The sequence below is a fragment of the Carnobacterium gallinarum DSM 4847 genome (assembly GCF_000744375.1).
Classification (GTDB): Bacteria; Bacillota; Bacilli; order Lactobacillales; family Carnobacteriaceae; genus Carnobacterium; species Carnobacterium gallinarum.
Genome location: NZ_JQLU01000003.1, coordinates 78,020 through 97,882 on the forward strand (window position 1 = coordinate 78,020; position 19,863 = coordinate 97,882).

Genomic DNA, 19,863 nt, shown 5'->3' on the forward strand with positions numbered 1-19,863 from the left:
CTGCCGTTTCCTTGCTACTTTTCTACTATAAACCCAATAAGTCAATTTTACAATTTTTATTCTTTATCTAAAACGGTATCATTTTCTCAATTTTTTTACATAAAAAAGAAAAAACAGTTTTCAGCATAGAAATCTCCTGCTGAAAACTGTTTAATTAATCTGTTAAACAGGCAGTATAGGCTGCCTGATAAATTGGAAGTAACGTTTTATATGTTGTTAAGATAAAAGCCTGAGTTGCGTTAGGATCAGCTAAAATAGCTGCATCAGACCAAATTTCACGTCCAATCAGAAATTCAGCTTTTTTCACATCATGCCATCGAGTTAATCCTTTTTCTAAGTCAACTTCCTTAATCGGAGTCACGGTAGGAAAATGATGATCTAGAGACACCACATAATCTTCTGGGATATCAGCAAACAAAGCTTGATTCTGCAATAAAGTTTGCGCCATCTCCTTTTCATATCGAGGATTATCAATAAATGCTAACCAAATAAACAAATGATCCTCATAAATACCTAATTGAAAGTGAGGGTATTTTTTATATCCACGTTTATCACCACCAATAGCGCACCATGTATCTGCTGGTGCATTTTTAGTGCGCCGGATATGCTGTGCAATATGAACGAATAAAGGTTCCTCTTCATTTAATTCTACTGCTAAATCTGCTGCAAACATCGTTGCTAATTCACGAAATTTAGGTTGAATCTGTTCTCGAATAGCTGCCATTCGATTTTCTAAGCCTTCTATTTTAAATACATCAAAATCTTCTTGTGTAAATGTTGTATTATTCATTAATTTTCGCTCCAATCTAAAAAACTGCCTCTTTAGTTTAACATAATTCCTTTAAATTATGAATAAATAAAAAGCCTGATATACCTATCTAAATAGCTAAATCAGAACTTTTCATTTCAGTTTATTCTACTACTTTACTCACTTCATCTAACATTAACTTAGTTGACTCTAACCCGCCACCAGATAAATACCAAATATCTGAACTTAGCATAACGATTTTATCATTTTTAGCTGCTTTTGTTTTTTGAACCAATTCGTTATCAGTCAAACCATTCTTACTAGTGTCTCCTCCAATAGCTTTCGTACGATCAATAACAAATAAAACATCCGGATCTTTTTCTAAAATATATTCATAGGTTACAGATTGACCATGAGTTGAGGATTTAATGGTTTCATCGGCTAATTTAAAGCCAAAAACATCATTTAAAATAGCAAAACGTGAACCTTTTCCATATGCAGATAAACTGCCTTCATTTAATAAAACAGTTAAGGTTTTTACATCCGAACCACTCGCTTTTTTATTCACCGTTGCAATCTTATCAGACAATGTATCTAATTGTTTTTTCGCGTCATCTGATTTATCGAAAATCGTTCCAATTGTAGAAACATTTTTTTGAATTGAGTTCCAAATATCAGAACTATCTGTCGATAAATAAAGGGTTGGAGCAATTTTTTGTAATTCTTCAAGTGCATCACTTTGACGACCAGAAATAATAATTAAATCTGGTTTTAAGCTATTAATTTTTTCAAAATCTGGCTCTTTAATTCCACCAGCTGATTCAAATTTATCTTCTTTGAATTTGCTTAAATACTTTGGTAAATTATCTTTGGCTACTCCAACAACTTTGTCTCCCTCACCTAATGCATTAATTGTATCTAACATTCCCATATCAAAAACCACTACACGTTGAGGATTTTTTGGAACTTCTACTTCACCATTTTCATCTTTCACTTTAACCGTTTTTGCTTCAATTGTTTTTGAACTTGAGTTAGCTGTTGAACTAGCGTCTTTCTTATCTGTTCCGGTTGCCCCACATGCTGCAACCACCAACGCAAACGCAACTAAACACATACTTAATGTAATTTTCTTTTTCAAAATCCAACACTCCTTTTAATTGTTATTCACTAAAATATAAACAAAACCGTTTTCCTTCAATTTCACAAATACGAATATCCATTTCATATAAGGGATCTAGAACTTTTTTAGTCATCATTTCTGATGTTTCACCAGATGCAAAAATCTGCCCATTTTTCATTGCCACAATTTCATCAGCATAACTCGCTGCAAAGTTAATATCATGAATGACCAAAACAATCGTTTTACCTAATTCATCTACTAAACGACGCAATGTTTTCATCATTTGAACACCATAATTCATATCCAAGTTATTTAAAGGTTCATCCAACAAAATATAATCTGTATCTTGGGCTAATACCATCGCAATGTACGCACGCTGTAATTGACCACCAGATAACGTTTCTACATATTCCTCAGCTAAATCTACTAAACCTAAATAGGTCAGCGCCTCATTGATTTTTACTTGGTCTTCTTCTTTTAATCGGCCTTTGGAATACGGAAAACGGCCAAACGCAACTAATTCACGAACCGTTAATTTTAAATTAAAAGCATTTGATTGCTTTAACACAGAAAGTTTTTTAGCTAATTCATCTTGTTTCCAAGATTTCACTTCGCCACCATCAATGTAAATGGAACCCGTATCTTTCGGGATAAGCCGGCTCATCATTGATAATAACGTACTTTTCCCAGCTCCATTTGGTCCAATAAATGCTGTAATCGCGCCTTCTTTAATTGGGAGCGTAATTTCACTAATAACTTGCTTGTTGCCATATGATTTTGATACATTTTTGATTTGCATACTTATCCCCTTTTCCTTTCCTTGACTAATAAATAAATGAAATAACAACCGCCTAAAAATTCAATAACTACACTTAGGGTAGTTGTTAAATGAAAAATTCGTTCAACTAGTAATTGTCCTAAAATTAAGACCACCATACTTAACAAACTACCACCAACAAATAATAAGTGGTGCTGATACGTTTGAAAAATCCGATATGTTAAATTAGCTACCATGAATCCTAAAAAAGTAATTGGGCCAATTAATGCTGTTGAAATAGCGGTTAATGCTGATACCAATAGTAAAACTTGCATAGTTACACGATCCACATTAACCCCTAAATTAACAGCTTGATCGCGCCCTAATTGTAAAACGTCTAAATGCGCCGCTTGACTGAACAATAAAACTAAAACAATGACTCCAATGACGACTGTAATCCCCAATAGTGTCACATCAACATTATTAAAACTAGCAAATAATTTTCCTTGAACCTTATCAAATTCATTTGGATCCATTAACACTTGCAAAAATGTACTAATACTTCTAAAAAATGTTCCTGCAATCATTCCAACCATCATTAATAAATACAAGTTACTACTATATTTCTTAAAAACGAATTGATATAGAAATAAACTTGCCACTAACATTAATCCAACACTCATCATAAAATTGATTTGTTTATCCTGTATCATTAAATGGCTACTACCATAAACGAATAAGCTAACTGTTTGAAACAGCACATACAGTGAATCTAAACCTAAAATACTTGGTGTTAGAATCTTATTTTGTGCCAATGTTTGAAAACTAATTGTAGCTACTGTCGTACAAATACCGACAATACAAAAAGCCAGTAATTTTTTGCTTCGTAAAGGTAAAATATAAGACCAATTTCCACCGCTTTCTACAACCATATATACTGTCGATAAGCCAATCACTGCTATAACTAGTAAAAGTAACTTCAAATACCAATTTATTTGCTTTTGCTTCATTTTCCCCCACCTCGCAATAAGAGGTAGATAAAAATAGAGCTACCGATAATTCCAACAATCAAACTAACAGACACTTCATATGGAGCTATCACTAAGCGACTGATAATATCGCAAATAAGTAAGAACACTGCACCGAACAAAGCCGTTTCTCCTAAGGTATTTTTCAAATGATCTCCACGAGCTAAAGCAATTAAATTAGGAACTACTACTCCTAAAAAAGGCAAACTTCCAACAGTTAAAATCACAACTGACGAAGCTAACGCGACAATTAAAATACCGCCAAATTGAACCAATTGATAGTTAACACCAATTCCAGTTGCAACCTCTTTTCCTAAACCAGCAATAGTAAAATAATCTGCATACACATATGCTACGATCATTAAAGGTACCGCAACATACATCAATTCATAATTTCCACGAGTAACCAAAGAAAAATTCCCTTGCAACCATGAAGAAATATTTTGAACTAAATTATTCTGATAAGCTAAAAACGTAGCAATTGAACCTAAAATACTGCCAAACATCATACCAATTAAAGGAACCATCACAACATTTCTAACTTGTAATTGATTTACAAGAAAAATAAAACCAACTGTCCCGGCTAAAGCAAACAAAAAAGCAATCATCGTTTTTTGAAGCATCGTTGCATCTGTAAAGAACAGCATCGAAACTAAGATACCAATTCTAGCACTGTCCATTGTTCCCGCTGTTGTTGGAGATACAAATTTATTTTGGGTTAGATGTTGCATAATTAAACCACAAATACTTAACGTTGAACCAGCTAATATTAAGCTAATTGTTCGAGGAATTCGTGTGCTAAATAAAACTAATTGTTGATTTTCAGTTAGATTCAAAATTTCATTTGGTGAGATATCTTGGATTCCCACAAATAATGAAATTAGTCCAATTAGCACCAATGTACCAATCCATAACCCCTTTCTAATCAAAGACTTCCTCTCCCATTCTTAACAATAGTCACTCCAAAGAATATTTATTTTTTAAGCCACTCTCTAATTGAGAATGATTTTCAATCTCACGAATAAGTTTACCCAATTTCCTTAACAAATGCAAGAGTTTTCAGAAAATATTCTTCTAATCAAATTTAGATATTTCTCTTCTTCAATGTCTTATGCTATAATGAATTTAATTATACTAAAATGAAAGTTGGGTTTATAATGAGCGAAAAAGAGTTAGAAGATCGCCTATCCAGTGGATTATATGGTGCTCCTCAAATAAAACCCGAAGAACGAAATAAGTTTCTAGGAAGTTTAAGAGAGCGAGTTTACCTATCCATGACAATTGAAGAATTAAGCTCCCATAATTATTTGGATGCATTAGAAGCAGAATTCAAAAAACATCCTAGTGGTCAAGTTTTACTTAATGGAGAAGTTGACAATCGAATATTGGGACCTTATTTAAAATTATGTAGTGGTGACTCTATAAAATTCACAATTGTAACCAATCAATTTGCTAAACAAAGTTCGATTGGTTTACTCTATGTTGCTGAGAATGCTGTCAATGAGAGCTGTATTGATGTAGCAGAAAAATATCCAGCACCAGATTCATCGGAATGTGACACCAAAACAGCAGATAAAAAAACATTTTTCAAACGTTTCTTCTCCTAACCTAATAAGATAAAAAGCTAGCGAAAAAATTTTTTCGCTAGCTTTTTTATTTCTTATTTTACCTCAGCCAAACGATAAGAAACAGTTCGACCAAATGGTAGAACTTGAAGTCCCTTCACTTTTGGATCTAACAAGTATGCTTGAGCACCTTGATAAACAGTCGCAATCGCTGCATCTTTTTCAACCAATTGTTTTTCTAATTCTCGCATTTTATTCCAACGTTTTTCTGGTTCTGTTGCAAAAGTTGATTTCACTTCAGCAATCCCAGTATCATAAACTGGGCTATTATATTTAGAAAAATTTAATCCGCCATCCGATTGATAGACTTCTAAGAAATTAATTGGATCTGCATAATCAGGCGTCCAAGTTCCAAAGAAAACATCGTAATCACCTGCAGTTGTTAAAGCTAAACGATTTTTCAAAGGCACACTTTTTAGATTAATCTTCAACCCTGGTAAATTTTCTTGAAATTGATCCTGTAAGAATTCTACTGTTTTCTTAGCAGAACCCGCATCAGAAGATAAAAGCTCTAATGTTAAAGTTGTTACCCCTAAATCAGACTTGGCTTTTTCCCACTCAATTTTAGCTTCTTTTGGATTATAAGCCATCAAGTTCCCATTTTCACTCCGAAAATCCTTATTATTTGCTGGATCCTTAGCAAACTCAGCTGGAATATAGCCATTTAAAGGCTTAGATCCATCAATTAAAACACCTGAGGTATATGCTTCCTTATCAAAAGCTAATGCCAAAGCTTTACGCAAATGAACATTGTCCGTATTTTTCCCTGCAGTATTAAAACCTAAGTAACCAATCAGCGCTTTGGGCTGTGCATGATATGCTTCTTCACCTTGATATTTTTGGATAAATTCATCGGCTAAGCCAGTATATTGAACATCGCCACCATCAAATAAATTAGCACCTGTAGCTGTTTCTTTTGACACTTCAACATCAATTTTTTCTAATTTTACATTTTCTGCATCCCAATAATTTTTATTTTTAGTGTATGTCCAGTTTAGGTTAGTACCTTCCCAGTTGGAAATCAAAAATGGACCATTCCCAATAACAGATTCACTATTGGTTCCATATTTTGTACCTAATTCCGTTGCCATTTTTTTATTTTGTGGATAAAATGGCGTTCCAGTTAATAATTTTGCTAAATACGGTACCGGACTCGCTAGAGTTAACTCTAATGTTTTATCATCTAGCGCTTTGACTCCTAGCTCAGATTTATCCTTTTCATTATTGCGAATCGCAACTGCATTTGCAAAAATATCTAGTTGATTTGAGCTTTGTGAACCTGTTGTTGGATCAACAATTTTTTGATAGGCATAAACAAAATCTGCTGCTGTTACGGGATCTCCGTTAGACCATTTAGCTGAATCACGAATCGTAAATGTATAGACCGTTTTAGCCTCATTTACCTTTGGTTCGACAGCTGCAATACCTAACTCCGCATCATTATTTTTATCAATACGGTATAGGCCTTCAAAAATTTGACCAATTGCATCTGAACTCACAACATCTGTATATAGTCCGCTATCTAATGTCGCTAGCTCAGCAGTAGTTGTGACCGTAATTTCTTGCTTTTTCTCAATTGTTGTTTGATTGGATGTTTGTCCAGCATTTTGACTACCGTTATTTCCACCGCAAGCGACCAAAACCATTCCCATTAATACTGCTACTAAACCAATGCCCATTTTCTTATTCATTATTCTCCTCCTTTATCTATCAAAACTATTTTTCTATCACTTACATTACTTTTTTGTTGCTGCTACAAATGTTCTAAAAAGTTCACGACTAGCTGAATCAGTGATACTCATAATTTCAGGATGCCATTGGACACCTACTAAAAATTTAGCTGTAGGATATTCAATCGCCTCAATTAAACCATCTTCAGACCAAGCAGTAGCAATTAACCCCTCTCCAATTTGATTGATAACTTGATGATGATACGAATTGACCTTTAATGCTAACGTTTGACTCACCTGATGTAAACCTGAATTTTCTTGAATTTCCACCAAGTGACTAGCCTCATCTGGTTCATTATTTTGAATATGCTCTATTGATGATTCTGGAAACTTATCCTTAATATCCAAAATTAAATCTCCTCCAAAAGCAATATTGATTAATTGTGCTCCACGGCAAATCCCCAATACAGGTTTATTTTGAGCGATAGCTGCTTGTAACAAAGCAAGCTCATAATGATCTCGTTCAAGTGAATAAGTAATCCTGGTTGAACACATATCCGTTTGGTACATTGTCGGGCTAATATCCAATCCTCCTGATAAAATTAAACCATCTAATTGATTCATAATTGCTTCTGCATCAGTCGGCTTTAACTGTGGCAAAATTATTGGTAAGCCCTCTGCATCAACAACCGAACGAATGTAATCTGTACTCAGATGATACCGTTGGTTTGTAATTGTATCTGGTAGTGGCGTTGTTAATAAATTACTAGAAATTCCAATCATCCAACCCCACCTTTTCTCATTATTTTTTAATTATACATTTGCCTATTTTACATCCAACAGTCTTTTTACGCAAGGTAAACTTACAATTAATAAGATTGTATCACTAAGCCTTGCAATAAAAACATTATTTTGTTTTCATTTTTTTAGATACCTTTTTAATTGTGACAATTATTTGACTACTTTAAAATTAAATAAAAAATAATCGCCACTTAACTTAGCGATTATTTTCACCTAACATATTAGCTAACACTTGCGAAGAGGTTCCTTCATTTAACAAATAGTCCTTCATTAATAGTCCTTCACTAAAATACAAAATTCGTTCAACGGCGTAGTTTAACAATTCAAAATCATGACTAATAATTAAAAATGTAGTTCCTTTTCCAGCTGCTTTTTTTATTACTTGTACCATTTTGATCAAATTAGCACCGTCTAATCCAGCAGTCGGTTCATCCAAAATAATTAATGGGGTTTCTTGCATCAAGGCTACCCCAATCGTTAAACGTTGCTTTTGTCCTCCTGACAAGGAAGCAGGATGCCGTTTGCGATATTTCCACAATCCTAGTTCTTTTAACAATTCCTCTGCTTGTGCTAACTTTTCTGATGTTTTCTTTTGTCCAACTAGAAGTTCCTCTAAAACACTAGCTGAAAATAATTGTAAATCAGCTTCTTGCATTACATACCAGGCGACTTTACTACGTTTTTTCACAGGAATCGATTTCCCTAAGTAACTAAAGGTACCTGATTTTTCTTTTAATAAGCCTGTTAAGGTTTTAGCTAATGTGCTTTTTCCCGCACCATTTTTACCAATAATCGCTGCGATTTCACCTGCTTGTAACGTAAAATCCAGATTATTCAAAACAGCTGGTTGTCGTTTTCCAAAACCAACCGTTACATTCTCAATAACAAAATTGGGCTTCTGATTTCTTTTTTCCGTAATAGTTGAAACTGACTGCCACATTAATTCAGGACTTCGTAAGCCATACTCTATTAATTCTTGACTTGATACATTCGCCCACTGATCTTTAGTAAATATCTTTTCAATAACACCATCACGCAGATAAATACTACGATCAATTAACTCATTTAAATAGTACAAACGATGTTCCGCAATCACAATAGTGTGTCCAGCTGCTTTCCATTTGGTTAAAATTTGTTTTAATTCTTGTGTTGCCTGACTATCTAAGTTCGCTGACGGTTCATCTAATAAATAAATTTGCTGGTCCGCTACTCGAATAGATGCAATCGCTACCTTCTGCTTTTCACCACTTGATAATTGAATTACTTGTTTTTCAAGTAAATGCTGAATTCCTAATTCATGACTAGCCTGTTGGACTTGCTGTCTAATCTTATCTGTTGGAAGTCCATAATTCTCACAAAAAAAAGCCAGTTCATCTTTTACAATTGGTGCAAAAAATTGACTACGTGGATCTTGAAAAACACTTCCGACTTGACTAGCTAACTCCCAAGAATTCAATTCAGAAATTTCCTGTCCAGCAACTTTTACTTCACCTTTTCGTACACCGCCAAAAAAATAAGGAATCAATCCATTAATAATGCGAGTTAGTGTTGTTTTTCCGCCACCACTAGGTCCTGTTAATAAAATAAATTCCCCTGCTGTCACCTTTAAATCAATCCCTGCTAAAAGTGGTTCTGCGGTTTGATAAGCAAACTCAACTTGATTTAATTCAATCATTTATTTTACCGTCCTTTCCACACTAGTTCACTATCAACAATATAATAACTAAACTAACTAAACCTGTCAGTACCCAAAAATCTGCCTGACCAAATTTAATCGCTCGTAACGAACTTCTTGGAGCTGGATTTTCTACACCACGAGTAACTGCCGCCATTGAAATATCATCTGCAATAGTTAAACTACGAATCACCAAAGGAACCAATAAATACTCAAATGTCAATAAAGGATGGCGCCAAATATTCCACACAGTCGGATAAATTCCTCGTAAACGCATGACATCTAAAATCGTGGCTGTTTCTTGTCGAATCGTTGGTAAAAAACGTAATCCAACTGCCAAGGGAACAATAATAACTCGAGGAACATAGCATTTCTGCAATGTTGCAATTAACTCTCCAGGTGGAGTTTTTGATAAAATAAGTCCTCCCATAAATACCGGAATCAAACGAACTGCAAAATAAGCAAAAAAAGCAATTGTTGCCATAATCACAGATGTCCCATAACCAAATGCAAAACGTTGAAAGAATAAAACAAATAGAAAAGCCGCTGTAATTCCTAATAATACTTTACGTTCACCTGCTATGTAGCTGTAACCTAATAAAAAAAGAAACAAGACTATCAAACCTACATCCGATACTACAAAAATAAAAAAACCAGAGACAAGGACGACTAAGGTTTTTGTTCGTGCATCTAATTGAATTTCTTTCATCTTAGTCATCTCCTCTGATTTCAAAAAATATTAAACATTATAATTTTACTGTACCTGCTGGCACAAAATGCTTATGCAATAATTTCCATCCCACTAAACAGCCTAATGCAGCTCCGATAAAGCCTAATGCTCCAATAGCAAATAACCACATTGGACTATAATAATATTCTAGCATTAAAGCTAATCGCTCTCCACTTGGACTATGTGGTGCTTTTTCCATCATATAAGTTGCTCCTAACATAACAAACAATAAAGGACCATGTAACGCATTAAATGTTGAAAAAATTGACCAAGATAAAGTTGTTCGACCTAAGCTATGATAGCTTTTTTCTGGAGGTGTCATTGCCAATTCTGCCAATAAAGCCGCAGGAATAAAAATTAACAAAACATGTGGCACACCCATTACAACATACATTAAAGAGCGAATAATCGCGTTTAAAAAGGCAACTCCACGTTTGGCAACTCTAAATGATAATAGCATATAAATTGGGGCACAAAAAAAGGCACTAATTCCCCCAGAAATAATAATTGATAATCCTCCTGTTGCAATTCGACTAACCATTGAAACCATTAAACCAAAAAAGATAATTAAAACACTCATAATTCCAATAGTCACTAGATCACGAATCGTTAATTTAGTTGATTGTTTCATGTATTCTCTCCTCTCATCCCACTTAATATTAATTGTAAACTGACCTCTAAATAAAAAAACAATTAAAAAGCTCAATACCATATTATCATAGCGTTTATATAGAAAATTAGCAAGAATTTCTATCTATTTAATTGAGAATCATACTCAAAATGGTACACAATCTCATCTCCACCTAGAAGTTCTTCCCTTGCTTTAACAAATCCAAGCTTTTGCAAAATATGTTGTGATTTTTTATTATTTTGATAGGTTTTTGCGACAATTGTCGGAATTGGATAATTTTCTAACCAATGAATAAAAGCTGATGCTGCTTCCATCCCATAGCCACATCCACCATAGTCATCCACAATACCGTACCCAATTTCAGCACTCCCTGTTTTATCGGGATTTCCTTGAGCACTAACTTCCCCAATAATTGTATTATTTTCTTTTAAAATAACTAAATATGTCCATTTTTCCATCGCTGGATTTAACTTTAATTCATCTAATACAAATGGCAAATAAAAGAAAAATTCGACTCCTGGCCATTGCTTTGCTACTTGAAAACCAGAAACTTCCGTTAACTTTTCATCTCCTAACAAGGTTGCTTCCAGATAACTTATTTGATACGGAACTAGCATTAATCTCTTTGTTTGGATCATGTCTCTTCATCCTCTTTCATAAAATTTGTTAAAAATTACTGAAATTTCTCAGCATTGTCATCAGTTAAATTTAAACTATGGTAAACTAACAAAGGTAAAGTCTAAATCACTAAAGGAGTATAGATTAATATGAAAATTATTGAAACAAAAGATGCGAAATTAATGGGCTTATTAGGACGTGTGATGCAAGAAAAACACATCGAACTTTATCCAGATTTTTTTAAACCTTACGATACTGAAGCTGTCACAGCTAGTTTTATAGAACATTTTAAAAATCCAAAACAAGCCGTTTATTTATGGCAAGATGATGACAATCAAGATGCGATTGCAGCTTATTTATGGTTGGAAGAAGAAGAGATTGCTGAAAGTGTTTATCGTTTTGGCTATACTCGCCTATACTTGCATCACATTTTGATTCTTCCTAGTTATCAAGGTCGTGGCTTAAGTACAGAATTACTAAAATTTGCCGATCACTATGCTAAAGAGCATCAAATCCAACATGTTGAACTACACTACTGGCCAAATAACGGTATTGCTAAACATACCTATGAAAAATATGGTTATCAAGTGTATACCGAAATTGCACAAAAAAGAATCTAACTACACTCTAAAAAGGAGGATCTTTCTATCTACATAGAAATGATTCTCCTTTTTCTATTTAGCCATTCTATTTTTTACAGGAGTGTAGCCCCTAGAGATTGTTTAAAATGTTTTAAAGCCCAATCATGACCCGTTTGATCAAAACTAGCAACCGCCTTTTCATGAATCACAATTTGATAGCCAAGATTATATGCATCTACTGCTGTATGCAACACACAAATATCTGTACAAACTCCAGTTAAATGAACTTCTGTAATTCCACGTTCTCGCAGACGAATGTCTAAATCAGTTCCACTAAATGCTGAATAATGACGTTTGTCAATCCAATAGACTGTTGATTTAGATTGATTCTTTTCGTAAACTGCTGCTAAGCTTCCATAAAGCTCTCTACCTTGGCTCCCTACTAAATTATGTGGAGGAAATAATTTCTGCTCTGGATGATACTGATCTTTGCTATCATGGCCATCAATTGCAAACACAACAAATTCACCTGCATCAATAAATTCTTTTGTTAACCTTACTAAATCTTTCTCAATTACTTGTCCCGCAACCCCAGTTGTTAAGCTGCCTTCCGCTGCAACAAAATCATTGGTATAATCAATCGATAGCAAAGCTTTCATAAAGAACATCTCCTTTTATTTTAGACTACTTAATAACTCTAAAACCATCTTCGCTGAGTGTTTTCCAGCATCTACAATAAATTCGTCAAAGGTAACGCCAGCCTCTTCATCTGCGACATCTGACATCGCTCGAACAATAACAAACGGCACATCAAATTGATGGCAAACTTGGGCAATTGCTGCACCTTCCATTTCAGCGGCTAATGCATCTGGAAAATTACTTAAAATTAAATCTTTTTGTGCTTTACTAGCAATAAAAGAATCACTAGTCACAATTAATCCCTTTACAGGAGTTAATCCTGATTTTTTAGCAGCTGCCATTGTTTTTTCCACAACTTCTACTTTTGCTGCATAACGCGGTGGCATTTGTGGCACTTGTCCAACAACATAACCAAAGGCTGTCGCATCCACATCATGATAAGCCATTTCTGAAGAAATCACCACATCTCCAATGTGTAGACCAGCTCCAATCCCACCAGCAGAACCCGTATTAATCACTAAGTCAATATCATGATTCGCTAACAGTAACGTCGTTGTAATCGCCGAATTAACTTTACCAATACCACAACGAACTAAGACCAAATCAATGTCATCTAATGTTCCTTCAATAAAATCAGCCTTTGCTTCAGACCACTCTTTTGTAATAGTCATTTTACTTTTTAACAATAAAACTTCTTCTTCCATCGCACCAATAATTCCAATTTTCATGCTTTATAAGCTCCATTCTTTTTCAAAAATATTTTTTCTTCTATACTATTCAGTTAAATTAAAAAGACAATAGCTAACACAATTGCCAATAAAAGAGAGACAATAATAATTGCCTTAGTTAGAAAGCGGCCCGTTTCACGACTTTTTTCATTCTCAATTACACGGCTTTTAGTCACTTTCCCTTCTTTTTCCAATTCCTTTTGATACTCTTTTTCAACACGAACACGTTCTTTATCTCTTTTTTTACGTTCTTTTTCTTCCTGTTCTTTCAACTGTTTAAGCTCTGTTCGAGTCATTTCAGGTTTTGACACTATTAAATAGCCTCACTTTCCTCTGCTAATAAGCGTAATTTCCACATCAACAAGGCATAAACTGTTTTTGCATCACAAATTTCCTGTGCTTCATATGCCGCCCACGCTTCTGAAAAAGTAAGTTCATAAAGTTCAATAAATTCATCTTCATCTTGTGGCAAAGGATCGATTACTTTTGTCAATCCTTCCGCTATATATAAATGCAATAACTCATCTGCAAATCCTGGTGATGTATAAAAACTTGTTTCATAATAAAATTTGTCTGCTTGATAGGCGGTCTCCTCTTCTAATTCACGTTTAGCAGTATCAAGAGGGTCTTGATCCGTTCGATCAATTTTTCCAGCTGGAATTTCTAAAGTAATTCGGTTTAACGCTTTACGGTACTGTTTAACAAAAATCATCTTCTGATCCTTGGTAAATGCTGAAATAGCAACTGCACCAGGATGTTCAACTAATTCTCTTTTGGCTTTTTGACCATTGGGTAATAGAACCTCTTCTAAAAATAAATCAATGATACTCCCTTGATAAATTAACTCTCGTTTCACTGTCTTTTCTTCAAAATCCATTCCAATATCCCTCATTCCTAGTTAGTCCATAATTCATTTAATCATAACGTTCAAATTCTTCTTTTACAATTCATTATGCCATATTTTAGTCAAAATTTCATTATAAGGAAAAAATTTTCAAAAACAAAGGTTGTAGATAGAAATCCATCTTTAGTCGCATATCTGTTTGACACCTCTTTATGCTAAAATAGAACTATATTAAGCAAACCTCACAAATCGTAAACTATATAAAAACTAACAATTGGAGTGATTTAGATGAAAAATTTACTAAAATCTATATGGGGGATTCTAAGCTATACATTTACTAGTATTTTATGTATGATCTCCTTTCTTGTGTTTATCTTAATTTTTGATATTGGTTTTGGTCCATCTCTTTTTGCAACATTATTCCTTGGCACTGTTCTTTACTTTTTAATCGGTAAAAGAAAACAAGAAAAAAAGAAGGCCGCTAAACAACAAATATCAGATGACTTACATCGCATAACTCAATCTCAAGAAGGGATGTCTAAAGAAGAAACTCAATTCTTCCGTGAAACAATGAATACAGCCAAAAATCAAATTTTAATTTTAGAAAAAAACATGCACCAAGTAACAAAACTAAAAACAATAGAATCACGTAATAATACGATTCAACTGACAAAAGCTTTGTTTAAAGAAATTACAAATGAGCCTCGCCGTTTACATCAAGTAGACAAATTTTTATACTCTCACTTACCTTCTCTGGTTGATTTAACTGAAAAATATATTGAAATCAGTAATCATGAAGTTAAAAATAAAACAACTTTTGAAGTATTAGATAAAAGTGCTTCGACAATCGATGAAATGTGCCAACTAATTGCTGTTGATTATGCTTCCTTTAAAGCTGAAGATTTAGAAAACATGGATTTAGAGATTGAACTTGCAAAGCAAGCAATTGAAAGAGATAATGAAAGTAACGAAAATACTGAGAATAACGAATTTTAGTCTTTTAAGGAGAGATAAATAATGAATGAATTTGACAATACAACACCTGATTTAAAAGTAAAAGAAGTAAATAGTGAATTAGAAGATTTATTAGCTAATCCTTTTTCCGATGCAACAGCAACACCTTTAAGCAACGCATCTTCAAACCCACTTCAAAACACTAAAGAAGCTGTGGCACCACGTTTAGTTGACCGCTTACCTGAAGAACGTAAAATACAAGCAAAAGCCTTAGCAGAACAAATTGATGTTAGTAACGCTCAAGCAATTATGAGCTACGGATCAGCTGCACAACAAAAGCTAGGTGAATTCTCACATACCATGCTTAATCATGTTCAAAATCAAGACACTGGTGAAATTGGCGACTCTCTTAATGATCTAATGTATCGGTTAAACGAGGCGAATCCTGATGAACTTCGTGCAGAAGACAATAATGTCTTTAAGAAAATATTTGGTAAAGTAAAACGTTCTGTTTACGAAATGACTGCTAAGTATCAAAAAATTGGTGCTCAGATCGATAAAATTGCTATCAAATTAGACAAAGAAAAAAACGCTCTATTAAATGACAATATGATGTTAGAACAACTTTATCAAAAAAATAAAGATTACTTCGATGCCTTAAATATTTATATTGCTGCAGGTGAATTAAAAATGGAAGATCTACAAATGAATTTAATTCCTGAAGCAGTAAAAAAAGCAGAAACATCTAACGATCAAATGGATGTTCAAATTGTAAATGATTTAAATCAATTCTTAGATCGTTTAGAAAAACGAACACATGATTTACGTCTGGCACGTCAAATGACGATTCAGCAAGCACCACAAATTCGTTTAATTCAAAATACCAACCAAGCTCTTGCTGAAAAAATTCAATCATCAATCAATACAGCGATTCCGTTATGGAAAAACCAAATTGCTATTGCTTTAACCTTGTTACGTCAAAAAGATGCAGTTACTGCACAACGTCAAGTTTCTGAAACGACGAATGATTTATTAAAGAAAAACTCAGAAATGCTGAAAATCTCTGCTATTGAAACAGCGAAAGAAAATGAGCGTGGCGTAATTGATATTGAAACACTTCAAAAAACACAAAACGATTTAGTTGAAACATTGCAAGAAACCTTAAAAATCCAGCAAGAAGGTCGTACGAAACGTAAAGAAGCTGAAAAAGAATTAGCTGTGATGGAAGTTGATTTACGTGATAAATTACTTGCTTTAACGACTGATGATAACAACAATAAACACTATTAAATAGATTAAAAATTCAAAAACTTAGGAATAATTGTAATTTCAAGAAGCAAGCTAACACTTCATAAACTTGCTTCTTAAAAATAATTGCACCCTTATTCTTAAGTTTTTATTTATCCAAAAAATCAGAAAAATTGTTACTGTTTAACTACTTTGCTATACTAGTTTTGGCTACCTACAGCCTGAATAAGGAGGAACCCTATATGTCTGTTGAAACCTATCAAATAACAATCAAATCGCCGATAGAAACGATTTGGTCTTTCATACAAGCACCTGAAAATTGGTTGCCACTTCTACCTGGATACCTATCTCTTAAAAAATTAGAAGCAACCCACTATTATACTAAACTTCATCTTGCCATTGGCCCTATTGATCGTGATGTTGAACTATCCTTTACCATAAATGATTCTAAAACAACTAATCAAACCATCGAATTCTCGTTTCATTCAACAACAGATAAAGTGACTGGCTATGGTAGCCTAAACTGTTTTTCAAATAACTCAACTGAAACTCAAGTTCAATTAGCCATTGAGATTAAATTAAGCGGAAAATCTGGTCTTCTTTTTAAACCTGCTTTAACAAAATTAAAACTGTCCTGGAGTCAAGAAACACTAGAAAAAATGCGTGAATTATTTTAATTTTAGCAATTTTTTAAATAGTCCTTGCTATGTAATGCATTACATCTGCTATACTTTTAATGTAAACGTTTTAAAAACTACTTAGGGGGAACTTATTTATGAAATTAATTATCGAAGAAAGTTATGAAGAACTAAGCCAAACAACTGCTCAAATCTTACTAGGACATATGCACCAAGATCGACGTGTCAACGTTTCAATCACAGCTGGTAATAGCCCTAAACGTTTATATGAACTATTGCCACCCTTAACTAAAAATAAAAAACATTTAAGTAACGTACACTACTATAGTTTTGATGAAGTTCCGCTTAAAGGCGAGCCACTTGGAATGACTGCCGGATTACTTCGTGAACAATATTTTACTCCAGCTGCTATCCCAGAAAGTCATATTCATCTTTTAGAACCAGAGCACTATCAAAGCTTTGATGATGAAATTGCAAATGCTGGTGGATTAGATGTGATGTTAATTGGAATTGGTGGAGATGGACATTTTTGTGGCAACATGCCTGGTTCAACGCAATTTGACAAATTAACCTATAAAGTTGAGATGCGTCCTGAATATCCCTGGTATGACGGCTTAAAAGCTGAATTAGGCGATAAAATGCCTGATGCTTTCTTTACAATGGGAGCTGCTAGCTTAATGAAAGTAAAACATCTCATTTTAATTGCTAACGGTAAACATAAAGCTAGCATTATAAAAAAAGCATTAACAGGTCCCGTAGATCCAATGATTCCATCTTCAATTTTAAAATTACATCCTAATTTAACAGTAATTTTAGATCAAGAGGCTGCCTCAGAATTATAAAAAATGAGCGTGAAACAAAACTAAGCAATAGTTTTGTTTCACGCTCTAAATTCGACTCAACTATGAGAAAAATATAGCTCTTTTAGATTTATTTATACCTCTTCATTTGGAATATATTTACTAACAAAGCTAGTGATTTTTTCACGGTAAGCTTCTTTATTCTTCACATAAGCTTGAGCATGTGCTGCATTAGGAGCAATATATAGCTCTTTTTCAGAAGCATTCGCTTTATAAACCTCGTAAACCATATCTGTTGGTACGAATTTGTCTTTATCTCCATGAATAAATAACATCGGAACTTTATTTTTCTTCACTTGTTCAACTGCACTGGCTTCGCCAAAGAAATAACCTGCACGAACTTTTGTCACTGCACTAGTCACTGGTAAAATTGGAAATCCTGGTAGGTTATACATATCTTTCAGCTGAAAAGTTAGCTCTTCAGTCACACTACTATATCCACAATCCTCTACAATTACTTTAACGTTTTCAGGTAACTCTTCGCCACTAGTCATCATAACTGTCGCCGCTCCCATACTAACACCATGTAAAGCAATGTCAGAATCTGACCCTACTTTTTCAATCATTAAGTCAATCCATTGCTGGTAGTCCTTACGTTCAGGCCATCCAAAACCAATGTAGTCTCCTTCGCTTTTACCATGACCACGGGCATCTGGTGCTAACACATTGTACCCTAAGTCATGATACAATTTTGCATAAGGTGACATCTGTTCCAAATTCCCAGCATATCCATGAGCTAAAATCACAACTTTTTTAGATGGTTTTTCAGCAGGAATATAGATACCGTAAAGGTTTAAACCATCCTCTGAAACAATTGCTAACTCTTCACGATTTGCATTTTTATACCAATTTTCTTCAGCTTCCCAAGGATTTTTTTTCTTTTCCTTGCTATCACTTTCTAAAAAAGCTTTTTTATTTACTGCGATGGCAACATCATAAAAATAATTTCCTGCGCCAATTAAACCAAAGACCGCAATAGCTGCTAAGCTTGATACACCAATTATAATTTTCTTTTTCATAAGTACCTCCTTGTTGGTTCTTATTCAGTTTATATAAAGTTGAAAATTTTGGCAAGCTAAATTTACCCATTTCTTTAAATAAAACTAAATAACATAAACAAGAGTTTTCAAAAACTAAAAAATAACTAATCTAACAAAATAAATTCTGCTAGATTAGTTTAATTTAACCTTCCGCCGCTTCAATTTCAGCATGAAGATTCGCATCATCAAATTCGGCTTCCATAAAGCTAGCATTATGAGTTGGGAAATGTTGTTCCAACGTCTCAATTGTTTCAACTTCTATACTGCCTTCTGCCAATACAAAATCTAAAACATGTCCACCAAAATCTCGAGCCTCACTAATAAAATGCATATGAAATCCTGCTGCTGCAGCTCCTTGAAATAAGCTTGGTGTATAAAAGCCAACAATTGTTCCAGTGATATCTTTCTCTTGATATTCTGGTTGTATTTCAGAAACTTCAATTAAACGCGGATAAGGTTTATCTTGTTTAGGCATATTCCGAACACGTACTTGTTTGAAGGTTCCTCCTACTCTAATGCCAGAGAACACATTTTTACTACTTAATTTCTTTTCTAATAAGTTTTTGACTTCATTTGCACTTAGTTCCTCATTAATCAACTGCAATCGTTCTGCCTTAAATTGCGTAACTGCAGCGTAAGGAACTAGCTCATTTCCATTTAATTTTTTGAATGATCCATCTGATTTCCCTTGATATGCAACTCCGTCTAAAATAATCAGCTCTCCATCAAGTCCATCCATTGTACCAATTCCCATATCTCCATGAGTTAACAGTTCTTGAATTGATAATGTTCCCTCATACAAACCAGCCATTAAAGCACCCAAAGTTCCATGTTGAAATAGCTTTTTATTCTCTAACATTTCATTCATCCTTTCAAATAACCAACATCCAGTCAGCAAAAATTACATTTTCTCATACAGTTTAACTTT

General features: G+C 33.9%; 23 protein-coding genes. 6 read left to right on the forward strand and 17 right to left on the reverse strand.

Going from position 1 to position 19,863, the window contains the following annotated elements; all coding sequences use genetic code 11:
• Window positions 1-154 precede the first annotated feature (154 nt).
• From BR43_RS01280 to BR43_RS01300, 5 genes are all read right to left on the reverse strand, one after another.
• The gene (locus tag BR43_RS01280) at window positions 155-790 is read right to left on the reverse strand and encodes a YktB family protein (RefSeq protein ID WP_034558649.1); all 636 of its coding nucleotides are present in this window, start codon (window positions 788-790) and stop codon (window positions 155-157) included.
• A 121-nt stretch (window positions 791-911) separates the two neighbouring features.
• Window positions 912-1,886 carry a siderophore ABC transporter substrate-binding protein gene (locus BR43_RS01285; protein ID WP_425393623.1) on the reverse strand — a complete coding sequence of 325 codons (975 nt, stop codon included), beginning with the start codon at window positions 1,884-1,886 and terminating at the stop codon, window positions 912-914.
• Between the two features lie 22 nt (window positions 1,887-1,908).
• A complete protein-coding gene (locus tag BR43_RS01290) occupies window positions 1,909-2,667 on the reverse strand; it encodes an iron ABC transporter ATP-binding protein (protein ID WP_034558652.1) in 759 nt (252 codons plus the stop codon).
• Between the two features lie 2 nt (window positions 2,668-2,669).
• On the reverse strand, window positions 2,670-3,635 hold the full coding sequence (locus BR43_RS01295; RefSeq protein WP_034558654.1) for an iron chelate uptake ABC transporter family permease subunit: 966 nt from the start codon (window positions 3,633-3,635) through the stop codon (window positions 2,670-2,672).
• A complete protein-coding gene (locus BR43_RS01300) occupies window positions 3,632-4,579 on the reverse strand; it encodes an ABC transporter permease (RefSeq protein ID WP_034559183.1) in 948 nt (315 codons plus the stop codon). The genes BR43_RS01295 and BR43_RS01300 overlap by 4 nt, the downstream gene beginning before the upstream one ends.
• Before the next feature lie 231 nt (window positions 4,580-4,810).
• On the opposite strand from BR43_RS01300, the gene BR43_RS01305 reads away from it, so the two are divergent.
• Window positions 4,811-5,260 (forward strand): YueI family protein, encoded by a 450-nt coding sequence (locus BR43_RS01305; protein ID WP_034558656.1) that lies wholly within the window; start codon window positions 4,811-4,813, stop codon window positions 5,258-5,260.
• A gap of 53 nt (window positions 5,261-5,313) precedes the next feature.
• Here the strand turns inward: BR43_RS01305 and BR43_RS01310 are convergent, their stop codons facing one another.
• The 6 genes from BR43_RS01310 to BR43_RS01335 all read right to left on the reverse strand — a co-directional run bounded on the left by BR43_RS01310 (window position 5,314) and on the right by BR43_RS01335 (window position 11,423).
• Window positions 5,314-6,969, reverse strand: a complete 1,656-nt coding sequence (locus BR43_RS01310) for a peptide ABC transporter substrate-binding protein (RefSeq protein ID WP_034558658.1) — start codon at window positions 6,967-6,969, stop codon at window positions 5,314-5,316.
• A gap of 45 nt (window positions 6,970-7,014) precedes the next feature.
• Complete coding sequence (locus BR43_RS01315) at window positions 7,015-7,731, reverse strand: gamma-glutamyl-gamma-aminobutyrate hydrolase family protein (RefSeq protein ID WP_034558660.1); 717 nt, start codon at window positions 7,729-7,731, stop codon at window positions 7,015-7,017.
• Window positions 7,732-7,945: 214 nt separating this feature from the next.
• Complete coding sequence (locus BR43_RS01320; protein WP_034558662.1) at window positions 7,946-9,424, reverse strand: ABC transporter ATP-binding protein; 1,479 nt, start codon at window positions 9,422-9,424, stop codon at window positions 7,946-7,948.
• 22 nt (window positions 9,425-9,446) lie between these two features.
• A complete protein-coding gene (locus BR43_RS01325) occupies window positions 9,447-10,133 on the reverse strand; it encodes an energy-coupling factor transporter transmembrane component T (protein WP_034558664.1) in 687 nt (228 codons plus the stop codon).
• Between the two features lie 37 nt (window positions 10,134-10,170).
• The gene (locus BR43_RS01330; RefSeq protein ID WP_034558666.1) at window positions 10,171-10,785 is read right to left on the reverse strand and encodes an MptD family putative ECF transporter S component; all 615 of its coding nucleotides are present in this window, start codon (window positions 10,783-10,785) and stop codon (window positions 10,171-10,173) included.
• 119 nt (window positions 10,786-10,904) lie between these two features.
• Window positions 10,905-11,423 carry a GNAT family N-acetyltransferase gene (locus BR43_RS01335; RefSeq protein WP_034558668.1) on the reverse strand — a complete coding sequence of 173 codons (519 nt, stop codon included), beginning with the start codon at window positions 11,421-11,423 and terminating at the stop codon, window positions 10,905-10,907.
• Between the two features lie 129 nt (window positions 11,424-11,552).
• Between BR43_RS01335 and BR43_RS01340 the strand changes: the two genes are divergently transcribed.
• Window positions 11,553-12,023 (forward strand): GNAT family N-acetyltransferase, encoded by a 471-nt coding sequence (locus tag BR43_RS01340; RefSeq protein WP_034558671.1) that lies wholly within the window; start codon window positions 11,553-11,555, stop codon window positions 12,021-12,023.
• Between the two features lie 74 nt (window positions 12,024-12,097).
• Here the strand turns inward: BR43_RS01340 and BR43_RS01345 are convergent, their stop codons facing one another.
• The 4 genes from BR43_RS01345 to BR43_RS01360 are packed head-to-tail and all read right to left on the reverse strand — an operon-like array spanning window position 12,098 to window position 14,228.
• Window positions 12,098-12,643: a cysteine hydrolase family protein gene (locus BR43_RS01345; RefSeq protein WP_034558673.1), complete on the reverse strand. Its 546-nt coding sequence runs from the start codon at window positions 12,641-12,643 to the stop codon at window positions 12,098-12,100.
• Between the two features lie 15 nt (window positions 12,644-12,658).
• Entirely contained in the window at window positions 12,659-13,351 is a 693-nt protein-coding gene (locus BR43_RS01350) for a 5'-methylthioadenosine/adenosylhomocysteine nucleosidase (RefSeq protein ID WP_034558676.1), read from the reverse strand.
• A 53-nt stretch (window positions 13,352-13,404) separates the two neighbouring features.
• Window positions 13,405-13,647 (reverse strand): cell wall synthase accessory phosphoprotein MacP, encoded by a 243-nt coding sequence (gene macP / locus BR43_RS01355; protein WP_425393625.1) that lies wholly within the window; start codon window positions 13,645-13,647, stop codon window positions 13,405-13,407.
• Between the two features lie 17 nt (window positions 13,648-13,664).
• Window positions 13,665-14,228, reverse strand: a complete 564-nt coding sequence (locus tag BR43_RS01360) for an NUDIX hydrolase (RefSeq protein WP_034558681.1) — start codon at window positions 14,226-14,228, stop codon at window positions 13,665-13,667.
• Window positions 14,229-14,483: 255 nt separating this feature from the next.
• Between BR43_RS01360 and BR43_RS01365 the strand changes: the two genes are divergently transcribed.
• From BR43_RS01365 to BR43_RS01380, 4 genes are all read left to right on the forward strand, one after another.
• On the forward strand, window positions 14,484-15,191 hold the full coding sequence (locus BR43_RS01365; protein WP_034558683.1) for a 5-bromo-4-chloroindolyl phosphate hydrolysis family protein: 708 nt from the start codon (window positions 14,484-14,486) through the stop codon (window positions 15,189-15,191).
• 21 nt (window positions 15,192-15,212) lie between these two features.
• Window positions 15,213-16,439, forward strand: coding sequence for a toxic anion resistance protein (locus BR43_RS01370; protein WP_034558685.1), 1,227 nt, complete (start codon window positions 15,213-15,215; stop codon window positions 16,437-16,439).
• A gap of 200 nt (window positions 16,440-16,639) precedes the next feature.
• Entirely contained in the window at window positions 16,640-17,074 is a 435-nt protein-coding gene (locus tag BR43_RS01375) for an SRPBCC family protein (protein WP_034558687.1), read from the forward strand.
• A gap of 98 nt (window positions 17,075-17,172) precedes the next feature.
• On the forward strand, window positions 17,173-17,877 hold the full coding sequence (locus BR43_RS01380) for a glucosamine-6-phosphate deaminase (protein WP_034558688.1): 705 nt from the start codon (window positions 17,173-17,175) through the stop codon (window positions 17,875-17,877).
• 92 nt (window positions 17,878-17,969) lie between these two features.
• Here the strand turns inward: BR43_RS01380 and BR43_RS01385 are convergent, their stop codons facing one another.
• Both BR43_RS01385 and budA read right to left on the reverse strand, forming a co-directional pair.
• Complete coding sequence (locus tag BR43_RS01385; protein ID WP_034558690.1) at window positions 17,970-18,914, reverse strand: alpha/beta hydrolase; 945 nt, start codon at window positions 18,912-18,914, stop codon at window positions 17,970-17,972.
• A 163-nt stretch (window positions 18,915-19,077) separates the two neighbouring features.
• The gene (gene budA / locus BR43_RS01390) at window positions 19,078-19,794 is read right to left on the reverse strand and encodes an acetolactate decarboxylase (protein ID WP_034558692.1); all 717 of its coding nucleotides are present in this window, start codon (window positions 19,792-19,794) and stop codon (window positions 19,078-19,080) included.
• Window positions 19,795-19,863 lie beyond the last annotated feature (69 nt).

Coding starts and splice junctions, on each gene's coding strand:
- BR43_RS01280 (WP_034558649.1), bottom strand. CDS start 790: ATGAATAATACAACATTTACACAAGAAGATTTTGATGTATTTAAAATA.
- BR43_RS01290 (WP_034558652.1), bottom strand. CDS start 2,667: ATGCAAATCAAAAATGTATCAAAATCATATGGCAACAAGCAAGTTATT.
- BR43_RS01295 (WP_034558654.1), bottom strand. CDS start 3,635: ATGAAGCAAAAGCAAATAAATTGGTATTTGAAGTTACTTTTACTAGTT.
- BR43_RS01305 (WP_034558656.1), top strand. CDS start 4,811: ATGAGCGAAAAAGAGTTAGAAGATCGCCTATCCAGTGGATTATATGGT.
- BR43_RS01310 (WP_034558658.1), bottom strand. CDS start 6,969: ATGAATAAGAAAATGGGCATTGGTTTAGTAGCAGTATTAATGGGAATG.
- BR43_RS01315 (WP_034558660.1), bottom strand. CDS start 7,731: ATGATTGGAATTTCTAGTAATTTATTAACAACGCCACTACCAGATACA.
- BR43_RS01320 (WP_034558662.1), bottom strand. CDS start 9,424: ATGATTGAATTAAATCAAGTTGAGTTTGCTTATCAAACCGCAGAACCA.
- BR43_RS01325 (WP_034558664.1), bottom strand. CDS start 10,133: ATGAAAGAAATTCAATTAGATGCACGAACAAAAACCTTAGTCGTCCTT.
- BR43_RS01330 (WP_034558666.1), bottom strand. CDS start 10,785: ATGAAACAATCAACTAAATTAACGATTCGTGATCTAGTGACTATTGGA.
- BR43_RS01335 (WP_034558668.1), bottom strand. CDS start 11,423: ATGATCCAAACAAAGAGATTAATGCTAGTTCCGTATCAAATAAGTTAT.
- BR43_RS01340 (WP_034558671.1), top strand. CDS start 11,553: ATGAAAATTATTGAAACAAAAGATGCGAAATTAATGGGCTTATTAGGA.
- BR43_RS01345 (WP_034558673.1), bottom strand. CDS start 12,643: ATGAAAGCTTTGCTATCGATTGATTATACCAATGATTTTGTTGCAGCG.
- BR43_RS01350 (WP_034558676.1), bottom strand. CDS start 13,351: ATGAAAATTGGAATTATTGGTGCGATGGAAGAAGAAGTTTTATTGTTA.
- macP (WP_425393625.1), bottom strand. CDS start 13,647: ATGACTCGAACAGAGCTTAAACAGTTGAAAGAACAGGAAGAAAAAGAA.
- BR43_RS01360 (WP_034558681.1), bottom strand. CDS start 14,228: ATGGATTTTGAAGAAAAGACAGTGAAACGAGAGTTAATTTATCAAGGG.
- BR43_RS01365 (WP_034558683.1), top strand. CDS start 14,484: ATGAAAAATTTACTAAAATCTATATGGGGGATTCTAAGCTATACATTT.
- BR43_RS01370 (WP_034558685.1), top strand. CDS start 15,213: ATGAATGAATTTGACAATACAACACCTGATTTAAAAGTAAAAGAAGTA.
- BR43_RS01375 (WP_034558687.1), top strand. CDS start 16,640: ATGTCTGTTGAAACCTATCAAATAACAATCAAATCGCCGATAGAAACG.
- BR43_RS01380 (WP_034558688.1), top strand. CDS start 17,173: ATGAAATTAATTATCGAAGAAAGTTATGAAGAACTAAGCCAAACAACT.
- BR43_RS01385 (WP_034558690.1), bottom strand. CDS start 18,914: ATGAAAAAGAAAATTATAATTGGTGTATCAAGCTTAGCAGCTATTGCG.
- budA (WP_034558692.1), bottom strand. CDS start 19,794: ATGTTAGAGAATAAAAAGCTATTTCAACATGGAACTTTGGGTGCTTTA.